This window comes from Ensifer aridi (genome assembly GCF_002078505.1).
In the GTDB taxonomy this organism is placed as follows: Bacteria; Pseudomonadota; Alphaproteobacteria; order Rhizobiales; family Rhizobiaceae; genus Sinorhizobium; species Sinorhizobium aridi.
This window is the reverse complement of sequence record NZ_LUAV01000016.1, coordinates 218,368-239,286: the sequence shown is the minus strand read 5'-3', so window position 1 is coordinate 239,286 and position 20,919 is coordinate 218,368. Positions and strand designations below refer to the sequence as shown.

Sequence of the window (20,919 nt, the reverse complement as noted above, 5' to 3'; positions counted from 1 at the left end):
GATTCCGAATCCAAGAGTCTGGAAACTTTGGAAAATTCTGACCCGGATTCGTCTTCGGAGTCGATGTATCGGGAAATAGGAATCGTTTGCGGTATGAGCATCCAGCGGTGCCGCCAAATGGGAGCCGGTGGTCAAGTCGGATTTTTCGTTTTGGATCGACACAATATCTAGTAGGTGAGGCGGCGCGAAACAGGCGTCACAGTTGCCGAAACGAAATGCGGCGCCCCGAGGGGCGCCGCGATGAATGAAACGGCCGCCGATCAGGCGAAATACTGGCCGCCGTTTGCCGAAATCGTCGAGCCGGTGATGAAGCCGGCATCATCGGAGGCAAGGAAGACGACGCAGCGCGCGACTTCCTCCGGTTCGCCGAGACGACCAACCGGAATCTGGGGAATGATCCGCTCGTTCAGCACCTTTTCCGGCACGGCGCGCACCATCTCGGTACCGATATAGCCGGGGCAGATCGCATTGACTGTAATCCCTTTCGCGGCTCCCTCCTGGGCGAGCGCCTTGGTGAAGCCGAGATCGCCGGCCTTGGCGGCGGAATAATTCGCCTGGCCCATCTGCCCCTTCTGACCGTTGATCGACGAGATGTTGATGATGCGGCCAAAGCCGCGGTCGCGCATGCCCGACCAGACGGGATGCGTCATGTTGAAAAGCCCCGTCAGATTGGTGCTGACGACTTCACCCCACTGCTCCGGCGTCATCTTGTGGAACATCGCATCGCGGGTGATGCCGGCATTGTTGACGAGGATGTCAACCGGCCCGAGGTCGGCCTCCACCTTGGCGATGCCATCGACGCAGGCCTGATAGTTGGAGACGTCCCACTTATAGACCGGAATGCCGGTCTCCTGCTTGAAGGCCTGCGCCTTCTCGTCGTTGCCGGCATAGTTCGCGGCCACTTTGTAGCCCGCCGCCTTCAGCGCGACGCAAATTGCAGCGCCGATGCCGCGCGACCCGCCCGTAACCAATGCTACTCTGCTCATGCTCGCCTCCCACTCGGTTAACGCAAAATTGCAAAAGCATTCCCATGCGGCTCGGAGAAACCGGGCCACTCACGCATATCGAATCTCGGAGAATGCCCGCATACCGGACGGCCGGTTACAGGCGCTCCACGCACATGGCGACACCCATGCCGCCGCCGATGCACAGCGTCGCAAGCCCCTTGGAGACGCCGCGTCGCTTCATCTCGAAGAGGAGCGTGTTGAGAACGCGCGCGCCGGAGGCGCCGATCGGATGGCCGATCGCGATCGCGCCGCCATTGACGTTGACGATAGCAGGATCCCAGCCGAGGTCCTTGTTGACGGCACAGGCCTGCGCCGCAAAGGCCTCGTTCGCCTCCACGAGCTCCACGTCGCCGACGGACCATCCGGCCTTTTCGAGCGCCTTTCGGGAGGCCGGGATCGGCCCGGTACCCATGATCTGCGGGTCGACGCCGGCCGTCGCCCAGGAGACGATACGCGCAAGCGGCTGAATGCCGCGCCGGGCGGCCTCCGCCTCCGTCATCAGAAGCGTTGCGGCGGCACCGTCATTGATGCCCGAGGCATTGCCGGCGGTCACCGTTCCCTCCTTGTCGAAGGCTGGACGGAGCTTCGCCATGGAATCGAGAGTGGCGCCATGGCGGATATATTCGTCCTGATCGACGGTCACGTCGCCCTTGCGGGTCTTGACGATGAAAGGAACGATTTCGTCGGCGAACCTGCCGGCCTTCTGGGCCGCTTCCGCCTTGTTCTGCGAGCGAAGCGCGAAATCGTCCTGCTCCTCGCGGGTGAGCTGCCATTTGCGCGCGACGTTCTCGGCGGTGGTGCCCATGTGGTAGCCATAGAAGGCGTCCGTCAGGCCGTCCTTGATCATCGTGTCGATCATCTTGTAATCGCCCATCTTCACGCCGGCGCGTAAGTGCGCGCAATGCGGCGCCATCGACATGGACTCCATGCCGCCGGCAACGATGATGTTCGCATCGCCGGTCGCGATCTGCTGCATGCCGAGGGCGACGGCGCGCAGACCCGAACCACAAAGCTGGTTCATGCCCCAGGCCGTCTTTTCCTGCGGGATACCGGCTTTCATCGCCGCCTGGCGCGCCGGGTTCTGCCCCTCGCCTGCCGGCAGCACCTGGCCGAGGATGACCTCGTCCACCTCTCCCGCTTCGACGCCCGCCCGTTCAAGCACCGCCTTGATGGCGGCCGCGCCCAGTTCGTGCGCCGGTGTATTGGCGAAGGCGCCGTTGAAGGAACCGACGGCGGTGCGGGCGGCGCTGGCGATCACGATAGAGGGATTGCTCATGGGACGTTTCCTCATATTTGCTTTGCCTGATACGAGCAGACTGGCAAAGCCAGGAGCGCAAGTCAAACGCCTATATGCTCTGCAGCAAAAGCTTCACGATGGCGCCGGCTTCGAGGTTCGCACCTGCGTCGCCGCATTGCACAAAGAGATTGTCAGCGCCGCTCTTTTGCGGATACTCTTAAAAAACACAATAAAGACGGGACGATGGGTAGAGGAGACCCTGATGGCGAAGAATGATGGCCAGATCGTTATCAAGAAATATGCGAACCGGCGTCTCTACAACACCGGTACGAGCACCTATGTGACCCTCGACGACCTGGCCGTCATGGTAAAGCGGGGGGAGGACTTCGTCGTCCAGGACGCCAAGTCCGGCGAGGACATCACCCATTCCGTGCTGACGCAGATCATCTTCGAGCAGGAGTCGAAGACCGGCAACACGCTCCTGCCGATTTCCTTCCTACGGCAACTGATCTCCTTCTACGGCGACCAGATGCAGATGGTTGTGCCGAGCTATCTCGAACACTCGATGCAAGCCTTCACCGAGCAGCAGGCGCAGATGCGCGAGCAGATCACCAAGGCTTTCGGCGACACGCCGCTCGGCAAGAACCTGCAGGTGCCGCTGCAACTCGTCGAGGAACAGGTCCGGCGCAATACTGAGATGTTCCATCAGGCGATGCAGATGTTCTCGCCCTTTATGGCCGCCGCCCCGCCGGCCAAGGAAACCAAGAAGGCCGAGGCGAAGGATATAGACGAGCTCAAGGAACAGCTTCGGGCGCTGCAGACGAAGCTCGACAACTTGGGCTGAAATTGCCGGCGAAGCTTTCAAGAACCGAGCCGATTTGCGGGGCGGCTGCCCCTCACCCCTAGCCCTCTGTCCGCAGGCGGGAAGAGGGGACGAAGACCGCGCCGCGATCCCCTTCGCCCCGCTTGCGGCGGCAGGCGGATGAGGGGCGACCGCTCGCGCCGGCAAATCCATTCAGCCCAATCTCACTGGCAAAGAAAAAGGGCCGGCAGAGCCGACCCTTCAAACTTCATCCGCAAAAGCTAAGCGCTTATGCGCTTTCCTTCGGCGTCAGAACCTGACGGCCGCGATACATGCCGGTCTTCAGGTCGATGTGGTGCGGGCGGCGCAGTTCGCCGGAGTTCTTGTCTTCGATGTAGGTCGGAGCCTTGAGGGCGTCAGCGGAACGGCGCATGCCACGCTTGGACGGGCTCGTTTTTCTTTTCGGTACAGCCATTTCATTCTCCACTTATCGGGCAAAACACTGTTCAGCAGCCGAAATGGCCGGGTCAAACAGATGTCGATCTCGGAATTTCGCGCGCTTATACATGGCCAACCAGCGTTTGACCAGTCCCCCACAGAAATTTTCGAATCGGCGCGGGCGGAACCGTGCTGTCGTTCAGGCTTCGTCCTCCGGCACGATCCAGGGTTCGGCCCTTGCAGCCTCTTCCCATTTGCGGAAGGCCGGGTGCGCCTTGACGGCATCCATATAGGCGAGCGTTACCGGATCGGTCACGAGTTCGTAGACGTCGAAACGGTTGACGACTGGCGCGAACATTGCGTCGGCAGCGGTGAACCGGCCAAAGAGGAACGGCCCGCCGGAGTGGGTGATCGCCTCCCGCCAGATCGCCTCTATCCGCGCAACATCGTCCGCGACGCCGTCCGGCAGCGGGATCCCCTTGCGTGGCCGTCGAATGTTCATCGGGCAGGCGCCTCGCAGCGCCCGAAAACCGGAGAGCATCTCCATCGAATAGCTGCGCGCACGGGCACGCTCCTCGCGGTCTTCGGGCCAGAGGCCGGCCTCCGGGAAGAGCTCTGCCACATATTCGATGATCGCTAGCGATTCCCATACGCGCGTCTCGCCATGATGGAGCACCGGCACGCGGCCCGTGGGCGAGATTTCGCGGAATCTCGGATTTCCTGCGGGGAAGTCGAAAGGAATGACGACGTCCTCGAAAGGAATGCCGCAGCCTTCAAGCGCCAGCCATGGCCGAAGCGACCAGGACGAATAGTTCTTGTTGCCGACATAAAGAACGAGCTTGGCCATGTCGCTGTTTCTCCTGAGTGATCGGGAGAGAGCCTTGCCACATCAGCGTCCGCAAGACCAATGAATTGCCTTCATCTCAATCATAAAGGCACGTGATGTAACCGCCGGAGCGGCTGGCGCGACGCTCGATCACGGAGGCGAGGCGTCTCAGACCCCGCCCCGGCTTGCCGGCATTGCGGTCGATTGGGTTCGGCAGCGCCACGGCAAGCAGCGCCGCCTGACGGCGCGAAAGCTTCGCGGCTGAAACGCCGAAATGATGCCGCGCGGCGGCCTCGATACCGTAGATGCCGTCGCCCCATTCGGCGACGTTCAGGTAGATTTCCATCATCCGCCTCTTGCTCCAGACGAAATCGGCTGCAATCGCAAGCGGCAGTTCCAACGCCTTGCGGACGAAGGAGCGGCCGTTCCAGAGAAACAGGTTCTTGACCGTCTGCATCGGGATCGTGCTTGCGCCGCGCGTCTGCTCGCCGTCGAGCGCATTTTGGACGACGCCGCGCATCTGGTTCCAGTCGACGCCGCCATGCGAGCAGAACTGGCCGTCTTCCGACATCATCACCGACTGGACGAGCACCGGGGCGATATCGTCGAACTCCACCCATTGCCGGTCATAGCCGCGCAGGAGAATGAGATCACGCAGCATCAATGTCGAGATCGGATGAATGAATTCGAGGAGATAGAGGACGATCAGCGCGTATGGCAGCAGCAAGACGGAAAGAGCAATGAAGACGATGCGCCGGCGCCGTGCCCGCCATGTCTTACGCACGGCGGACCAGCGGCTCACTTCTGCCTCCTCGCGTTCTTCCGAAACGATGTCCACGCGCTGACTGTCCACCTCTTTGTCCATCCACCCCCTCATATTCCATGGTGGAGGAAAGATGAACGGCCTTTCTGGCAAAAGGCAAGGCGGCGAAGTCGTCATCCAAGACAAAGCTTCACGTGCTGCGACGCCAATGGCCGTTGAAAGCCGCCTCTCCCCGTGCCAAAGAGCGCTCTATGAAAGACGAGACTTCATCCTTTTCGGCGCGCCTCAAGGCCAATGCGGCCGCGGTCGAGGCGCTGCTTACGAAGCTTCTGGGGCCGGCCGTTTTCGCGGATGAGATCGCCCGCCCGGAAAACCTGCTCGGCGCCATGCGCCACGGCGTGCTCAATGGCGGCAAGCGGCTGCGTCCTTTCCTCGTCGCCGAAAGCGCGGCCCTCCTCGGCGGCGGCGCGGAAGCCGGCTTGCGCATCGGCGCGGCGCTCGAATGCGTGCATTGTTATTCGCTCGTCCACGACGACCTGCCGGCAATGGATGATGACGACGTCCGGCGCGGAAAGCCGACGGTACACATCGCCTTCGACGAGGCAACGGCGATCCTGGCGGGCGATAGCCTGCTGACCTTCGCCTTCGACATCATCGCCGCCCCGGAGACGGCGCTTTCCGACCGCCAGAAGACGGAACTCGTGCTGGCGCTTGCGCGCGCCGCAGGGCATGGCGGCATGGCCGGCGGGCAGGCGCTCGACCTTGCCGCCGAGAAGAACGCCCCCGACGAGAAAGGCATCGTCATGCTGCAGGCGATGAAGACCGGCGCCCTCATCCGCTTCGCCTGCGAGGCAGGCGCCATCATCGCAGGCGCCGGTGCCGAGGATCGCCGGCGAATGCGCGCCTTCGGCGAAAAGATCGGCCTCGCCTTCCAGCTTGCGGACGACCTGCTCGATCTCACGGCCGATGCCGAAGCGATGGGCAAGGCCACCGGCAAGGATGCCGCCCGCGGCAAAGGCACGCTCGTTGCGCTCCACGGCCAATCCTGGGCCGAGCGCGAGCTCGAGAAACTGGTGGTCGAAGCCGAAGACCTGCTTGAACCCTATGGCGCCCGTTCGACCATCCTCGCGGAAGCCGCACGCTTCATCGCCAATCGCAGGAGTTAGATGTGAGCAAGTACTGGTCGCCGATCGTTTCCACGTTGAAGCCCTATGTTCCGGGCGAGCAGCCGCGCATGGCGAATCTCGTCAAGCTGAACACCAATGAGAGCCCCTATGGTCCCTCGGAAAAGGCGCTCCAGGCGATCCGCGCGGCGGCAAGCGCCGATCTCCGACTCTACCCGGACCCGGTCGCGCTCGGCCTTCGACAGGCGATCGCCGTGCGTTACGGCGTCTCGGCCGGGGAGGTCTTCGTCGGCAACGGCTCCGACGAGGTGCTGGCGCATGCCTTCGCAGCACTTCTGAAGCACGACGAACCGCTCATCTATCCGGACATTTCCTATAGCTTCTATCCGACCTATGCGGGCCTCTTCGGCATCGATGCGGTCGAGGTGCCGCTCAATGCCGCCTTCCGCATCGATATCGCGGATTATCGCCGTCGCTGCGGCGCGGTCATCCTGCCGAATCCGAACGCACCGACCGGCATCGGCCTGCCGCTTGCCGAGATCGAGAGGCTGGTGGCGGAACACCCGGATCAGCCGGTGGTGATCGACGAAGCCTATATCGACTTCGGCGGCGAGTCCGCGACCGTCCTCGTGCCGAAATACGAGAACCTGCTCGTGGTGCAGACTTTCTCCAAGTCGCGCGCGCTCGCCGGCCTCAGAGTGGGCTTCGCGATCGGCCAGCGGCCGCTGATCGAGGCGCTCGAACGGGTCAAGGACAGCTTCAACTCCTACCCGCTCGGGCGCGCCGCTCAAGCCGGAGCGATCGCCGCGATCGAGGACGAGGCATGGTTCGAGGCGACGCGCGGCAAGATCATCGCAACGCGCGCGAATTTGACGAATGACCTCAAGACACGCGGCTTCGAGGTGCTGCCCTCGCAGGCGAACTTCGTCTTTGCCCGTCACCCGGAGCATGCGGGGCAGGCGCTGGCGGCAAAACTGCGTGAACGCGCGGTCATCGTCCGCCACTTCGCCAAGCAGCGTATCTCGGATTTCCTGCGCATCACCGTTGGCACCGACGAGGAATGCGCGAGACTCATCGCGGCGCTCGACGAGATTCTCTGAAGCCGGATCAGTAGCGGGACAGCGCGAACAGGCAAATGGGTTTCCGCGCGCCGGCCGATCAGTTCATGGTCGGTCTCGGACTTCACTCGGAAATGATCTTCACCTTGTCGCCGGGTCTGACGGTGGAGGTGATCTGCATCGCGTTGATCAACCGGAAGAGGTCGAGCTTCCGATCCGTTCCCATCATCCGCGCTGCGAGCGTCGCGATCGTATCGCCGGGTCTCACCGTGACGACGCGGACGCGCAGCGGTTTCAGCGACTGGACCTCGGCGCCCGTCATGCGGCGGAAGGAGGTGCGCAACTGGTTTGCCGTCGCCTCGAGCGCGGTCGAGCCCTTGGGAACCGCCGTCAGGAAGCGGTAGATGCGGTCGCCGATCCGGATCACCGTGACGTCGAAGTCCCAGCGGTCGGCCGAGGCCCGCGCGGTTGCGGCCTCGAGGCCATTGACGCTGATGGGCCGGATCGTGTCGGGCTGCAGGCCTGTCACCCAGCCGCTGGCAATATAATCGGTCAGGCGCCGCCGGCCATTGTCGGCGATGCCGTCGAAGCGGATCGCCACTTCGCCGGGACCCGTGGCCAGCACGGCCTCGGCCTTGTTGTCGATCTGGAAACCGGCGGGCACGTCGAAGCGGATGCCGAGCTGGCCGTGCAGGAAGGTCTGGCCACGGACATAGCCTTCCTCCGGGCTGTCCCCGTAGAGAAGCCCGTCGATGCCGGCGAGGTAATAATCGCGCCCACGATCGCCGCTCGCGCCTTCGACGCCAAAAGCGCGAGCATGCCGGCGCGCGAGATCGACGCGCTGCGGCGCGTTGGGGTGGCTCGAAAGGAAGTCGAGGCTCTGGTCCGCCTCCGGATCGACCGCGCTGAAGCGGCTATAGGCGGCCATGGAATCGAGGAAGCGGGCGGCGGCATAGGGATCATAGCCGGCTTCGCCGAGCATGCGGACCCCGATGACATCGGCTTGCAGTTCCTGATTGCGCGAGAAGGCGGCGAGTCTGAGCTTGCCGCGGGCAAGCGCCTGCTTGCCAGCGAGATCGGAGGAGAGCACTTCGGAGACGACGCGGCTTGCTATCACCTCGGCTTCCTCGCGCTGCTGGCGCTGGATGCCGTGGTTGGCAGTGACGTGCGCCATCTCGTGCGAGAGCACGGCCGCCACTTCCGAGGCGTCGTTGGCGAGCGCGAGCAGCCCACGCGTGACGTAGAGATAGCCGCCGGGAAGTGCGAAGGCGTTGATCGCCGGAGAATTCAGGATGGTGATGCGATAGGACTGCTGCGGGTTCTCCGACACCGCCGTCAGGGCGCCGGTGATGCGGGCCACCAGCCGTTCGGTCTTGGCGTCGCGGTATTCGCCGCCGTAGCTTGCGACGATGCGAGGGTGCTCGCGCGCGCCGAGCTGGGCGCGCGGGTCGTTCTTCTGCACCTCTTCGACGATCTGCGGGCTGGCGGATGGCGAGACGGTCGGCTCATAGGTCTGCTCGATTACCGACTGACAGGCGGAGAGGAGCGTAGCGGCTGCCACTACAACCAGTGCTCGTGCGTGCGCGCCGCCGCGCCGCGTCGGAAACCAGCCGCTCATGACTGCCTGCCTAACCATGCCTCAGCCCGTTCCCATCCGCCGGCGCGACCTGCGGCTAAAAAGCCATCCTCGCAAGCGTCAAAAAATCCTACTTTTTCAGCCGGATACCGCACCGGCGCGGGTGTTCCGGCCAGGACTTTGCTGTATCCGATTTCAGCACTGCCTGCATAGCCGGCCCCAGCAGAAATAGTTGCCCCGTGATATCGCGGCAACGGGTGCGCGAATATTGCCACGCACCCGTTCGCAGTCTCCGCGCGTCGCATAGCTGGACGGTCAAATTGTGGCGAACGGCAATTTAATTACACCGTCGAATGCGGCTCTTTGCCTCTCACCCCGACTCTTTCCGCCAGCGGACTGCAGAGTCCGCCACTTGTTCCTTCTCTCGGTCAAAACGGAAGGCCGGCGCAGCAGCATGAGGGGGCGGCGAGCGAGTGCAAAGCCGCAACGAACATGAAGCTTTTCGGATCGCCTACTCGTTACCGAGAAACCGGTTGATGGCCGCCAAGTCGCGCCGCTCGAGGAAATGAGCGATGTCGTCATGGGCGACGATACGACCCTGGTCGAGAAAAAGCACGCTGTCGGCGAGCATCTTCACGTCGTCAGGATGATGCGTGATCATCAAAATGGTGTTGCCTTCCTCCTCGTGAAGATCGCCGATGAGGTTGCGCATTTCGCTGCGCATGCCGGGATCGAGGGCCGCGAAGGGTTCGTCGAGCAGCAAAAGCGGGCGGTGCCGAACCATCGCTCGTGCGAGCGCCACCCTCTGGCGTTCGCCGCCCGACAGCGTCGGCGGCAGGCGTCCGCCGAAGCCGGCGAGGCCCACTCGCGCCAGCGCAGCTTCAACCTGCGCGCGCTCGGCGGGACCAAGCCGCAGCGCCGGGCTGATTCCGAGGCCGACATTGGCGGCGACGTCGAGATGGGCGAAGAGATTGTGCTCCTGGAAGATGACGGATACGGGCCGCTCCCCCGGCAGGCGGCCGGCCATGTCTTCACCGAGGATGCGGACGTCGCCGCGCTCCGGTTGCTCGAAACCGGCGATGACGTTGAAGAGCGTCGACTTGCCCGAACCGGAGGCGCCGGCGACCGCGACTATTCGTCCCGCTGGAACCTCGCAGTCGAAGAGGAGTGTCGCCGTTTCGAAGCGCACCTCCACGCCTTTCAGGGAGAGGGCCGTAGAACTCATGCGCTTCGTCCTTCGGACGGTTTCTCCTCGCCGGCGGTGCCGAGCACGGTCAAGATCAGGCAGACGAGCCCGAGCATCAAGGCAAGTCCGGCGGCGTCAGCGGTGCGGTAGCTTGCCATACGGCTGTAGAGCAGGAACGGCAGTGTCACCATCTCCTCGGAGCCGAACAGGGCGACAGCGCCGAGATCGCCGAGTGAGAGCGCCATGGCAAAGGAGAAGGCCATGAGAAGAGGCCTTCTGAGCGCCGGCCAATCGATCCATCGCAGGCGATGAAAACCGCCGATGCCGAGGCTTGCGGCCAGACGCTCGGTGCGTACGGCATGCGTCGCCATGGCGGGGGCAAGCACGCGGTAGACGAAGGGGAGCGCCATCAGCGCGTTGATGGCGATGACGACCGCTGGTGCGAAACGGGCGACATCGCCGAGGGGCGTGAGCAGCAGGAACCATCCGGCGCCGAGCACGACGGGCGGGACCAGCAGGATGAAGGAGGTGCTGGCGTCGATTGCGCCGGCAAAGAGGCGCGCTGCCGTTCGCGGGCGCCGCGGCGCGAGCGCGAGGCGCTCCGCGCGGATCATCAGTGCCGTCATCACGACCGAGACCGTTGCGGAAAGGAGGGCGATCATCGTGCTCATGGCAAGCGCATGGTGGAATGCCGGCTCGCGAACGAGACGGAGCAAATCCGCCTTCGCGCCGGAATAGGCGATCGCCGCAAGGGGCACGCCGACGAAGGCTATGGCAAGCGCAAGCCAGATCCGGTCGAAAAGTCGCGACAGCCCGCTTGCGCCGTCGAAGCGCCGGATTGCCCTGCCGGTCGTCTCTCCCTCCTCGGGCGGCGGCGCAACGAATTTCAGCAGGATAAGCAAAGCGCCGGTGAGCGCGACCTGGAGCCCGGAAAGGGCGATCGCCCGCGGCGGGTCGAAATCGAAGCGGAGCGCCTGGTAGATCGCCACCTCGATCGTGCTTGCGGCCGGCCCGCCGCCGAGCGTCAGCACGAGCGTGAAGCTGGTGGCGCAGAGCATGAAGATGAGGCCGGCGATACCGGGAAGCAGGCCACGGATCGCCGGCCATTCGATGAAGCGGAAGGTGGCGAGCGGGCCCATGCCGAGATTGGGTGAGGTTCGCCAGTATTCGGCAGGGATGCGCTCGATGCCTGTGAGCATCAGCCGTGCGGCGAGCGGCATGTTGAAGAAGACGTGGGCAGTGAGAATGCCGAAGAGCCCATAGACGCTGATCGGCTGCGCCAGCCCGGCTGCCGCGAGCGCCGTGTTCAGAAGCCCCTGACGGCCCCATACTTCGATCAGGCCAAGTGCGGCAACGAGGGCGGGCAGGCCGAGCGGCAAGGCCATCAGCCGCAGCACCCAGATACGCCCGGGGAAAGAGGCCTGCCGGGCGAGTGCGCGGGCGACGGGGATTGCGAAGAGGATGGAGATGAGCGTCGAGAGGCTTGCCTGCAGCAGGGTGAAGCGCGTCACCCGCCAGAGATAGGCGTCGAACAGCGGACCGGCATCGCCGCCGCGGGACTGAGCAAGCAGCGCGATAGCGGCGAGGCCGACGAAAAGCAGAATGCCGCCGAGGCTCAAGGCCCCGGCGGCGGTCGTCATCCTGTTCTCGGTGGCGCCGAACAAGCGGGCCTCAGTTCTTGCTCATCGCCGCCAGCCATTCGTCGATCCACGCCTTGCGGCTGGCGGCGACCTCTTCCGAGGGCAGCAGGAAAGTCTTTTCCGGATTGACGAGCTTGCCGAAAGCGTCCGGCAGCGGCTCCTTGGTCGCTCCCACCGGCAGCATCCAGTTGGTCGTCGGGATGATCGACTGGAATTCGGGGCCCGTCATGAAAGCGAGAAACTTCCGCGCAAGCTCCGGGTCTTTCGTTTTCTGCGTCATGCCGGCCACTTCGATCTGGATGTAATGGCCCTCGGCGAAGGAGGCGGCCTGGTAGCGGTCGGTGTTCTCAGCCACCATGTGGTAGGCAGGCGAGGTCGTGTAGGAAAGCACCATCGGTGCCTCGCCTTTGGTGAAGAGGCCGTAGGCTTCCGACCAGCCGGGGGTGACAGTCAGAACGCGCTCCTTGAGCTTTTCCCAGGCCTCGCCGGCCTTGTCACCGTAAACTGATTTCACCCAGAGCAGCAGGCCGAGGCCGGGCGTCGAGGTGCGCGGATCCTCGATGACGATCTTCTGCGAAGGATCGCCCTCGACCAACTCCTTCAGACTTTTGGGCGGGTTCTTCATCGTCTCGGTGTCGTAGATCACGGCGAAATGGCCGTAGTCATAGGGGACGAAGGTGTCGTCGGAAAAGCCGCCGGGTACTTTCAGAGCGGCGGTGTCGACGCCGTGCGGGGCGAAGAGGCCGGTTGCCTTGGCCTCGGCGACGAGGTTGGTGTCGAGGCCGAGCACGATGTCGGCCTTCGATCCTTCGCCTTCGAGCTTCAGCCGCGTCAGGAGTTCTACGCCGTCGGCGACGCCGACATAGTCGACCTTGCAGTCGCACTCCTTCTCGAAGGCCTCGGCGACCTTGGCGCCCGGTCCCCATTCCGTGATGAAGCTCTCATAGGTGTAGATCGTCAGCGTCTTTTCCGCGGCGAGCGCGTGCGCGGAAAACGCGGCGAGAGCCGCTGCGGCGATTGCAAGCCGGCTAAGGGCTTTGCTGTAGAGTGAACTGGACATGAAGGGCACCTCTCCCCCTATTGTTGATGCTGCACGGGAAAAGGGCGTATCGGTCCGATCGCTTCTAATCCCTCCGCCGGTATGAACCGGATCAGGTTCCGCGGGTTGGCTCGAAGCCTCTCAGCCATTAGTCGTATTCGGACCGCAGGCACCCCGTTAGAGCAGCAAAGATTTAGCTTTCAGCGGCAGCCAAGGCAAGCGGAGTTTCGGTGGAGCATTGGCGCTGCGAGCCGCCTGCGCTATCTGAGTTTCCGAGATTCAAACAACGGCGGCGGCGTTTTGTTCGCCAATCGAGGTCATTTCATGCCGGATATGCTCGTTCGCCTCTATGCCCTGCCCGAAATCGGCGCGTCGCGGCTCGGCTCCGACATCAGCATTCGTCGTGCCATGGCGCCCGAGCGCCGGATCGTCGTTTCGTGGATCGAGGAGCGGTTCGGTGCCGGCTGGGCAGGCGAGGCGGAAGCGGCATTTTCGTCGACGCCGACCAGTATCCACATTGCGCTATATCAGGGACAGCTCGCGGGCTTTGCCTGCCAAGACGTGACGGCCCTCGGCTTCTTCGGACCAACGGGCGTGGACGAGGCAATGCGCGGGCGAGGCATCGGCGAAGCGCTGCTCATCGAAAGCCTGCGCTCCATGCGCGCCGCCGGCTACGCCTATGCGATCATTGGCGGCGCCGGCCCGGTCGATTTCTATGCGCGCGCCGTCGGTGCGGTGGAGATTGCGGATTCGACGCCCGGCATCTATGCCGGCATGCTCTTGCCCGATAGCGCGTCGGGAACCTGATCCTAAGCGGTCGCGTTGGCGAGATGCCGTAACCGTGCCGGAAAGGACCGCACGGCCCTTTCCCTTGGGAGCCGCTTTGCGCTATGGGCTTCTGCCATGACCCGTTCGAACTTTACCATCCTTCTCGGCGGCGCCCTGACGCTCACAGAGCGCCTGGCGGCGCAACTTTCCGGCAGCCGCTTCATCGCGGCCGACGGCGGCATGCGCCACGCGAAGATGCTCGGCGTCGTGCCCGAGCTCTGGGTGGGCGATTTCGACTCGACCGAGGAGGCGCTCTTTTCGGATTTCGCCGAGGTTCCGCGCGAGAAGTACCCGGCCGCCAAGAACGCCACCGACGGCGAGATGGCAGTCGAGGCGGCGCTTTCGCGCGGCGCAACCTCGCTGATCTTCGCAGGTGCGCTCGGCGGTACGCGCAGCGACCATGCTTTCCTGCACCTCCTGCGGCTCGCGGCGCTTGCGGAGGAAGGACACGCGGCGTTCATGACCTCCGGCGAGGAGGAGGCCTATCCGCTTACACCGGGCACGCAAGAGATCGACCTGCCGCAGGGCAGCCTGTTCTCGATCCTCGGCTTCACCGAACTCGAGGGCCTGTCGATCGAGGGCGCCCGCTATCTTCTCGACGATTTTAAGTTGCCATTTGGGTCCTCCCGGACGATTTCCAATGTCGCGGAAGGTCCGGTCCGCCTTTCCTTGAAATTCGGCCGGGCGGTCGTGCTTGCCCGTCCCTATGATCTTTCCGGAGCCTGACGCCTTGGCGCCCCCCATCCTGAAGCTTGACGATATTTTCCTGACCTTCGGCGGCACGCCGCTTCTCGCCGGCGCGAGCCTTCAGGTCGAGCCCGGCGACCGCATCTGCCTCGTCGGCCGCAACGGCTCGGGCAAATCGACGCTGATGAAGATCGCCGCCGGGCTCGCCGAGGCGCAATCGGGCGAGGTTTTCCGCCACCCGTCGGCGACGATCCGCTACCTGCACCAGGCTCCGGATTTCGACGGTTTCAATACGGTCCAGGCCTATGCCGAGGCGGGGCTCGGCCCGGGTGACGATCCCTACCGTGTCGCCTACCTCCTGCAGCACCTGGGACTGACAGGCGAGGAGGATCCGAAGCGTCTCTCCGGCGGCGAGGCGCGGCGCGCGGCCCTTGCCCGCGTGCTGGCGCCGGAGCCGGACATCCTGCTTCTCGACGAGCCGACCAACCATCTCGACCTGCCGACGATCGAATGGCTAGAAGACGAACTCGTGCGCAGCCGCTCGGCGCTCGTGCTGATTTCCCACGACCGGCGCTTCCTCGAGAAAGTCTCGACTGCGACCGTCTGGCTCGACCGAGGGCAGTCGCGCCGGCTCGACCGTGGCTTTGGTCATTTCGAAGCCTGGCGCGACGAGGTGCTCGAGGCGGAGGAACTGGAGCAGCACAAGCTCGGCAAGGCGATCGAACGCGAGGAGCACTGGCTGCGCTATGGGGTCACCGCACGGCGCAAGCGCAACATGCGCCGGCTCGGCGAGCTCAACGACATGCGGGCGCGCTACCGTGGTCACAGAGGCCCCCAAGGCACCATTCAGGCGACGGTGTCGGACGCCAAGGAGTCGGGCAAGCTTGTCATCGAAGCGGAGAAAATCACCAAGTCCTATGGCGAACGGACGATCGTCGCGCCCTTCTCGATCCGCGTCCATCGCGGCGATCGGATCGGTCTCGTCGGGCCGAACGGCGCCGGCAAGACGACACTGCTCAAGCTTTTGACCGGGCAGATCGAACCGGACGCGGGCACCATCAAACTGGGCACCAATCTCGAGATCGCCACCCTCGACCAGAGGCGGGACGAGCTTAACCTGGACGAGACGCTCGCCCATTACCTGACCGACGGGCGTGGTGAGACGCTCCTCGTCAATGGGGAGCAGCGTCACGTCACCGGCTACATGAAGGAGTTCCTCTTTCAGCCGGAACAGGCCCGCACGCCGATCAGCGAACTTTCCGGCGGCGAGCGCGCCCGGCTGATGCTTGCCCGCATCCTCGCGCGCCCGACCAATCTCCTCATTCTCGACGAGCCGACCAACGACCTCGATATCGAGACGCTCGATCTCTTGCAGGAGATCGTCGCCGGCTTCGCCGGGACGGTGATCCTCGTCAGCCACGACCGCGACTTCCTCGACCGCACGGTGACCTCGACCATCGCGCCGGCCAATCCAGAGGCGCCGGACGGCCGCTGGATCGAATATGCCGGCGGCTATTCCGACATGATGGCGCAGCGCCGGGGCGCAATCGAGGAAAAGCGACGGGTCGAAAGGGCAGAGAAGGCTAAGCCGAGCGGCACGCCCGTTGAAGCCGCCGAGCCTCAGAAGGCGAAGGGCAAGCTTTCCTACAAGCAGAAATTCGCGCTCGAGAACCTGCCGAAGGAGATCGCCAAGACCGAAGCCGAGATCGCCAGCCGCGAAGAGAGGATGCACGATCCCAATCTTTTTTCCCGCGATCCGGACGGCTTCGCCAAGCTCGCTGCCGAGCTCGAGAAGCTGAGAGAAGCGCTCGCGCGGATGGAAGAGGAATGGCTGGAGCTCGAGATGCTGCGCGAGGAGCTCGAGGGCTGAGGTCGGTCCTTTCGGCGTTCGGGACGAGAACGGTGCCGACGCGGCATCGAGGCCCATTTCCCCTGTAGGAAGGGCTTCTCGAAGGATGCTGAGCTATCGCGCTTCCGTTCGTCTCAGCCGCCGCTCGAGCGCCCGGATCGCAAGCGACAGGCCGATCGTCAAGATGAGATAGACATAGGCGACGATGGAATAGGTTTCGAAGAAGCGGAAGGAACCGGAGGCATAGATCTTGCCCATCTGGGTGATGTCCGCGACGCCGAGAACCGACACGAGCGAAGAATCCTTGACCATGGCGACGAAGTCGTTGCCGAGCGGCGGCAGGATGACGCGGATCGCCTGCGGAAAGACGACGAGGCGAAAGCGCTGGTAGCGCGAAAGCCCGAGCGCTTTCGCCGCCTCCACCTGTCCCTTGTCGACGGACTGGATGCCGGCGCGGAAGACTTCGGCGATGAAGGCCGAATAACCGATCATCAGCGCCATGATCGCCCGCCACATGAGCGACACGTCGCGGACGATGAACGGCTCCATCCAGCCGGCCGAGATCAAGGGCGCCGCGGCGAAATTGGCGACAACCACCAGCGCCGGCGCGCCGACGAAGGCGATATAGAAGAGGAGCACGAGGATCGGCACGCCGCGGATGACTTCGGTATAGAAGCGGGCGATCTGGCGCAGCGCCACGTGTTCGGAGAGCGCCATCAATGCGACGGCGAGGCCGAGCACGGTTGCGAGCGCGAAGCCCACCAGCGTCACGAAGACGGTGACGCCGAGGCCCTTCAAGACGACAGTGAAGACCTGTGCGAAGATGTTGTTGGTGACGATCACCGCGGCGAGTGCCACGGCGATCAAGAGAAGGGCGACCAGCCACCAGGGATAGTCGCCCTTCTCGGATGTTCCGGATGATTGAACGGGTGCCATGATAGGCGATCAGCCGCCCATCTTGTAGTCGAGGAACCACTTCTTGTTCAGCGCGTCGAAGGTGCCGTCCTCCTTCAGCGCCTTGATCGCGGTATTGATCGGAGCGACGAGGTCGGAGCCCTTCGGGAAGATGAAACCGAAATCCTCGGTGCCGAGCGGCTCGCCGACGACCTTGAGCGCGCCGCCGGAGGAATCGACATAGCCCTTTGCGGCGACGCTGTCGGTAAGCACGAGGTCGACGTCGCCGGCTTTGAGCGCCTGCACCGTCGCGCCGAAGGTTTCGAACAGCTTGATGCGCGGGTTCTGCTCGTTGCCGTCGAGAATCTCGTAGACGGCCGTATAGAAGGGCGAGGTACCGGGTTGGGCGCCGATCAGGGCATCCTCGATAGCGGCAAAGCTCTTGGCGTCCTTGAAGCGCGTTTCGTCCCCGCGCACCAGCATGAACTGCTGCGAGCGCATATAGGGATCGGAGAAGTCGACCTTCTCCTTGCGGTCTTCCTTGATGGTGATGCCGGTCATGCCGATCTGGTACTGGCCGTCGGAGACCGCCTGGATCATCGCGTCCCAACTGGTGTTCTGGTATTCGACCTTGAAGTTCAGCCGCTTGGCGATCTCGTTCATCGCGTCATACTCCCAGCCGACGGCCTGGCCGGTCTTGGGGTCGACGAATTGCAGCGGCGGATAGGCGTTCTCGGTCACGACGACGACCGTCTTGCCGCCGAGGTCCGGAAGGTCGCTCGCGAGAACGGGCGCAGAGAATGCGAATGGAACGGCGAGGGCTGCGACGATGCCCGCGAGCACGTGGCGACGGATTGTCATTGGAGGAACTCCCGAAATTTGTGGCGACAGAAAATGTCACGAATTCTCGCGAGAAGACAAGCAGATAGTCTAAAAAAAGAAAGGCGACCCGAAGGGCCGCCTCTCTGCAATTCCGAGGAATTGAAATCTTATTCTGCGGCCGCTTCCGCTGCCTTTGCCTCTTCCGCTGCCTTTGCCTCGGCGGCTTCGGCTGCTGCCTTTTCGGCCGCCAGAGCCTGGGCGGCTGCGACCTTCTCAGCCTCGATGCGTGCCTTCTCGTCGGCAACCGCCTGACGCTCGGCTTCGTTCAGCTTGCGAGCGCGGGTGCCGGTGTTCTCGACGATACGAGCCGACTTGCCGCGGCGATCGCGCAGGTAGTAGAGCTTGGCACGGCGAACCTTACCGCGGCGAACCACTTCGACGCTCTCGACAAGCGGAGAGTAGACCGGGAATACGCGCTCGACGCCTTCGCCGTAGGAGATCTTGCGAACGGTGAAGCTCTCGTTGAGGCCGCCGCCGGAGCGGGCGATGCAGACGCCTTCATAGGCCTGGACGCGGGTACGGTTGCCTTCAACAACGCGGACGTTGACGCGGACCGTGTCGCCCGGGGAGAAATCGGGAAGGGTGCGCTTGGCGGCGATCTTGGCGGCCTGTTCGGCCTCAAGCTGCTGAATGATGTTCATAGGTCTAACCTTTGCATTCTTCTGAAACAGCCAGAGCGCTCTCGATCGGCCCGTGGGACTTTGCCTTGAGGCTTTGCCGGTTGACGGCAGGAGCGGATTCGCCATTCTTTGTTGACGGTCGACGGGAAAAAGAACCCGAACCGGGGCGGCACTTACACCAAACGGCCGGCCTTGTCATCCCCGAAAGCGGTTTTTCTCGCCCGATCGCTCGCTGCCGGAGAACATTCTATCAGAATTGGCTGAAATTTCTTGAAGCGAGAACGACGCTTGCGGTCGATTGCTCCAGCCGCTATCCCCGAGCGACACGGTTCGGGGGAAGCCATGACGATCGTCCAGGCCCTTTTGCTTTTTGTTTCCGGATTCCTCTCCGGCGTCGTCAACGCCATTGCCGGCGGGGGCACCTTCTTGACCTTCGGCGCCATGACCCTTGGCGGCCTGCCGCCGATCGTCGCCAACGCCACCTCGTCGATCATCCAGCTGCCCGGCTACATCACCTCGACGCTCGCCTATGCCAAGGAGATCCGCGCCGACCGGCGGAACGCCATCGTGCTCGGTGCGATTTCCGCGGTCGGGGGCCTTGCCGGCGCGCTCATTCTGCTGTCGCTCTCCAATCCGTCCTTCCGTCAGATGGTGCCATGGCTCCTGATCGCGGCCACCGCGATCTTCGCGGCCGGTCCCCTGTTGAAGCCGAAGGCGCGTAGCGACGAGCACCGGATCGGCCCGCTCGGCGTCGCAAGCCAGATGGCGACCTCCGTCTATGGCGGCTTCTTCGGCGCCGGCATGGGCATCATGATGCTGGCCGTGCTCGGCCTTGCTACCGGTGGCGGCTATCACCGCCTGAATGCGCTCAAGAACTTCATCTCGATCGTCATCGCCGCGATCGCCATCCTCGTCTTCGCCGCAGGCGGCGTCGTCTCCTGGCTGCACGCCGCCATCATGGTGCCGGGCGCGGCACTCGGCGGCTATATGGGGGTGTGGACGGCGCGGCGGGTTTCGCAAGCGGTCGTGCGCGCGCTGGTGGTCGCGGTCGGCCTGTTGCTTGCCGCCTACTACTTCTTCACCGGCTGAGCGGGATTGCGCTCCAGGTTTTGATCTGCGCGTGATTTTTCCGAAGACCGGTTTTTCGCATCACGCTCCAGAAGATCCGGCCGGCGCTCGGCCGTAAGTCGGCGGGCCTCCGCCTCGCGCCATTTGGCGATGGCGCCGTGATTGCCGGAGGTGAGGACTGCCGGAATTTCAAGGCCCTCGAAGACCTGCGGCCGTGTGTAGTGCGGGTGCTCGAGCAAACCATCTTCGAAGCTCTCGTGGACGCCGGAAAGTTCATTGCCCATCACACCCGGAAGGACCCGCACCACCGCGTCGAGCAGGACCAGCGCTGCCGGCTCGCCGCCGGAGAGAATGTAGTCTCCGATCGAGACTTCCTCGAGATTGCGCGTGTCGATGACCCGCTGGTCCACGCCCTCGAAGCGACCGCAAACGACGACGACGCCAGGTCCGGCCGCAAGCTCGCGCACGCGGGCCTGCGTCAGGGGCCGACCGCGGGGGCTCATCAAGAGACGCGGCCGGTCGTCATTCGCCGAAGCATGATCGATGGCGCGGGCGAGAACGTCCGGCTTCAAGACCATTCCGGCGCCGCCGCCCGCCGGCGTGTCGTCGACCGTGCGGTGCTTGTCCTCGGCGAAATCGCGAATCTGGACGGCTTCGATCGACCATTGCCCACGCTCCAGTGCCTTGCCGGCGAGCGAGACACCGAGGTGCCCCGGAAACATCTCCGGATAAAGCGTCAGGACCGTTGCGCGAAAGGACATTTGGCAAAGCTCACTTGCGCTTCGTCGGAAACGGCTTGCCGGCGCCGTCGTCCTTGTCGTCAACGAGTCCGGCGGCGATGGGATCGACGACGAGCTTGCCGGCCTCGAGATCGATTTCGAGCACGGACCATTCGGTGAACGGGATTAGGACCGGCCGTCGGCCCGGTCCTTTGAGTTCCAGGAGATCGCCGGCACCGAAGTCGAAAACGCCGGTTACGGAGCCGTAGCTTTTGCCCGTGCCGTCGATGGCCTCCAGCCCTTCAAGGTCGGCATAGAAGAACTCGTCCTCGTCGAGGTCCTCGTCGGGCAGGTTGTCACGCTCGATGAAGAGTTCGAGGCCATTGAGCGCCTCGGCCGCCGTGCGGTCATTGATGCCGCGGAAACGCACGATGACGACGTTCTTGGCCTCGCGGATCTCCAGAACTTCGAAGACGCGGCCATCCTCGCTGTGCAGGTTGCCATAGTCGCCGAGCGCCGTCGGGTCGTCTGTATAGGACTTCACCCGGACCTCACCGCGCAGCCCTTGCGCCGCGCCGATCGTCGCCATCAGGACAGGGTTCTCGAGTTTCGTCATTTCAGACATCCGGGTGCGAGCGGACGTGTCTTGCCGCTCCGATCCCGCTCCAATTCTTTG

21 protein-coding genes and 1 riboswitch are annotated in these 20,919 nt (G+C 63.8%); of the genes, 7 read left to right on the top strand and 14 right to left on the bottom strand.

Annotation, left to right across the window (positions count from 1 at the left end; genetic code table 11):
- Positions 1-260: 260 nt before the first annotated feature.
- A complete protein-coding gene (gene phbB, locus AYK65_RS16415; RefSeq protein WP_026615366.1) occupies positions 261-986 on the bottom strand; it encodes a beta-ketoacyl-ACP reductase in 726 nt (241 codons plus the stop codon).
- Positions 987-1,101: 115 nt separating this feature from the next.
- On the bottom strand, positions 1,102-2,283 hold the full coding sequence (locus AYK65_RS16410; RefSeq protein ID WP_026615367.1) for an acetyl-CoA C-acetyltransferase: 1,182 nt from the start codon (positions 2,281-2,283) through the stop codon (positions 1,102-1,104).
- Between the two features lie 223 nt (positions 2,284-2,506).
- Between AYK65_RS16410 and phaR the strand changes: the two genes are divergently transcribed.
- Positions 2,507-3,088 (top strand): polyhydroxyalkanoate synthesis repressor PhaR, encoded by a 582-nt coding sequence (gene phaR / locus AYK65_RS16405; protein ID WP_026615368.1) that lies wholly within the window; start codon positions 2,507-2,509, stop codon positions 3,086-3,088.
- Between the two features lie 247 nt (positions 3,089-3,335).
- On the opposite strand, the gene rpmF is transcribed toward phaR, so the two are convergent.
- From rpmF to mtgA, 3 genes are all read right to left on the bottom strand, one after another.
- A complete protein-coding gene (gene rpmF, locus AYK65_RS16400; RefSeq protein WP_012067326.1) occupies positions 3,336-3,521 on the bottom strand; it encodes a 50S ribosomal protein L32 in 186 nt (61 codons plus the stop codon).
- A 162-nt stretch (positions 3,522-3,683) separates the two neighbouring features.
- Complete coding sequence (locus AYK65_RS16395; protein WP_026615369.1) at positions 3,684-4,331, bottom strand: glutathione S-transferase family protein; 648 nt, start codon at positions 4,329-4,331, stop codon at positions 3,684-3,686.
- Between the two features lie 76 nt (positions 4,332-4,407).
- Positions 4,408-5,175, bottom strand: a complete 768-nt coding sequence (mtgA, locus tag AYK65_RS16390; RefSeq protein ID WP_167549687.1) for a monofunctional biosynthetic peptidoglycan transglycosylase — start codon at positions 5,173-5,175, stop codon at positions 4,408-4,410.
- Between the two features lie 149 nt (positions 5,176-5,324).
- On the opposite strand from mtgA, the gene AYK65_RS16385 reads away from it, so the two are divergent.
- Together AYK65_RS16385 and hisC are read left to right on the top strand one after the other, a co-directional pair.
- Positions 5,325-6,239 carry a polyprenyl synthetase family protein gene (locus AYK65_RS16385; protein WP_046120572.1) on the top strand — a complete coding sequence of 305 codons (915 nt, stop codon included), beginning with the start codon at positions 5,325-5,327 and terminating at the stop codon, positions 6,237-6,239.
- A gap of 2 nt (positions 6,240-6,241) precedes the next feature.
- Positions 6,242-7,297, top strand: coding sequence for a histidinol-phosphate transaminase (gene hisC / locus AYK65_RS16380; protein WP_046120571.1), 1,056 nt, complete (start codon positions 6,242-6,244; stop codon positions 7,295-7,297).
- An 82-nt stretch (positions 7,298-7,379) separates the two neighbouring features.
- Here the strand turns inward: hisC and AYK65_RS16375 are convergent, their stop codons facing one another.
- The 4 genes from AYK65_RS16375 to thiB form a co-directional block, all read right to left on the bottom strand.
- The gene (locus tag AYK65_RS16375; RefSeq protein WP_244559986.1) at positions 7,380-8,873 is read right to left on the bottom strand and encodes a M48 family metalloprotease; all 1,494 of its coding nucleotides are present in this window, start codon (positions 8,871-8,873) and stop codon (positions 7,380-7,382) included.
- A 469-nt stretch (positions 8,874-9,342) separates the two neighbouring features.
- Positions 9,343-10,056, bottom strand: coding sequence for a thiamine ABC transporter ATP-binding protein (locus tag AYK65_RS16370; protein WP_081159006.1), 714 nt, complete (start codon positions 10,054-10,056; stop codon positions 9,343-9,345).
- Positions 10,053-11,657 (bottom strand): thiamine/thiamine pyrophosphate ABC transporter permease ThiP, encoded by a 1,605-nt coding sequence (thiP, locus tag AYK65_RS16365; RefSeq protein ID WP_081159088.1) that lies wholly within the window; start codon positions 11,655-11,657, stop codon positions 10,053-10,055. Before thiP ends, AYK65_RS16370 begins: the two co-directional genes overlap by 4 nt.
- A gap of 31 nt (positions 11,658-11,688) precedes the next feature.
- On the bottom strand, positions 11,689-12,717 hold the full coding sequence (gene thiB / locus AYK65_RS16360) for a thiamine ABC transporter substrate binding subunit (protein WP_046120569.1): 1,029 nt from the start codon (positions 12,715-12,717) through the stop codon (positions 11,689-11,691).
- Between the two features lie 51 nt (positions 12,718-12,768).
- Positions 12,769-12,883, bottom strand: a riboswitch (TPP riboswitch).
- A 137-nt stretch (positions 12,884-13,020) separates the two neighbouring features.
- Between thiB and AYK65_RS16355 the strand changes: the two genes are divergently transcribed.
- The 3 genes from AYK65_RS16355 to AYK65_RS16345 all read left to right on the top strand — a co-directional run bounded on the left by AYK65_RS16355 (position 13,021) and on the right by AYK65_RS16345 (position 16,081).
- Complete coding sequence (locus AYK65_RS16355) at positions 13,021-13,503, top strand: GNAT family N-acetyltransferase (RefSeq protein WP_081159004.1); 483 nt, start codon at positions 13,021-13,023, stop codon at positions 13,501-13,503.
- Positions 13,504-13,599: 96 nt separating this feature from the next.
- Positions 13,600-14,250, top strand: a complete 651-nt coding sequence (locus tag AYK65_RS16350; RefSeq protein ID WP_026615378.1) for a thiamine diphosphokinase — start codon at positions 13,600-13,602, stop codon at positions 14,248-14,250.
- A 4-nt stretch (positions 14,251-14,254) separates the two neighbouring features.
- Entirely contained in the window at positions 14,255-16,081 is a 1,827-nt protein-coding gene (locus tag AYK65_RS16345; protein ID WP_026615379.1) for an ABC-F family ATP-binding cassette domain-containing protein, read from the top strand.
- Positions 16,082-16,174: 93 nt separating this feature from the next.
- Here the strand turns inward: AYK65_RS16345 and AYK65_RS16340 are convergent, their stop codons facing one another.
- From AYK65_RS16340 to rplS, 3 genes are all read right to left on the bottom strand, one after another.
- Positions 16,175-16,996, bottom strand: coding sequence for an amino acid ABC transporter permease (locus AYK65_RS16340; RefSeq protein WP_026615380.1), 822 nt, complete (start codon positions 16,994-16,996; stop codon positions 16,175-16,177).
- Positions 16,997-17,005: 9 nt separating this feature from the next.
- A complete protein-coding gene (locus AYK65_RS16335; protein ID WP_026615381.1) occupies positions 17,006-17,815 on the bottom strand; it encodes a basic amino acid ABC transporter substrate-binding protein in 810 nt (269 codons plus the stop codon).
- A 128-nt stretch (positions 17,816-17,943) separates the two neighbouring features.
- Entirely contained in the window at positions 17,944-18,477 is a 534-nt protein-coding gene (gene rplS, locus AYK65_RS16330; RefSeq protein WP_026615382.1) for a 50S ribosomal protein L19, read from the bottom strand.
- Positions 18,478-18,798: 321 nt separating this feature from the next.
- Between rplS and AYK65_RS16325 the strand changes: the two genes are divergently transcribed.
- Positions 18,799-19,545: a sulfite exporter TauE/SafE family protein gene (locus tag AYK65_RS16325; protein WP_026615383.1), complete on the top strand. Its 747-nt coding sequence runs from the start codon at positions 18,799-18,801 to the stop codon at positions 19,543-19,545.
- Here the strand turns inward: AYK65_RS16325 and trmD are convergent.
- The gene (gene trmD / locus AYK65_RS16320) at positions 19,527-20,285 is read right to left on the bottom strand and encodes a tRNA (guanosine(37)-N1)-methyltransferase TrmD (RefSeq protein WP_081159002.1); all 759 of its coding nucleotides are present in this window, start codon (positions 20,283-20,285) and stop codon (positions 19,527-19,529) included. The two genes, AYK65_RS16325 and trmD, sit on opposite strands and share 19 nt — an antisense overlap.
- Positions 20,286-20,295: 10 nt before the next feature.
- Positions 20,296-20,859 (bottom strand): ribosome maturation factor RimM, encoded by a 564-nt coding sequence (gene rimM, locus AYK65_RS16315; protein WP_026615385.1) that lies wholly within the window; start codon positions 20,857-20,859, stop codon positions 20,296-20,298.
- Positions 20,860-20,919 lie beyond the last annotated feature (60 nt).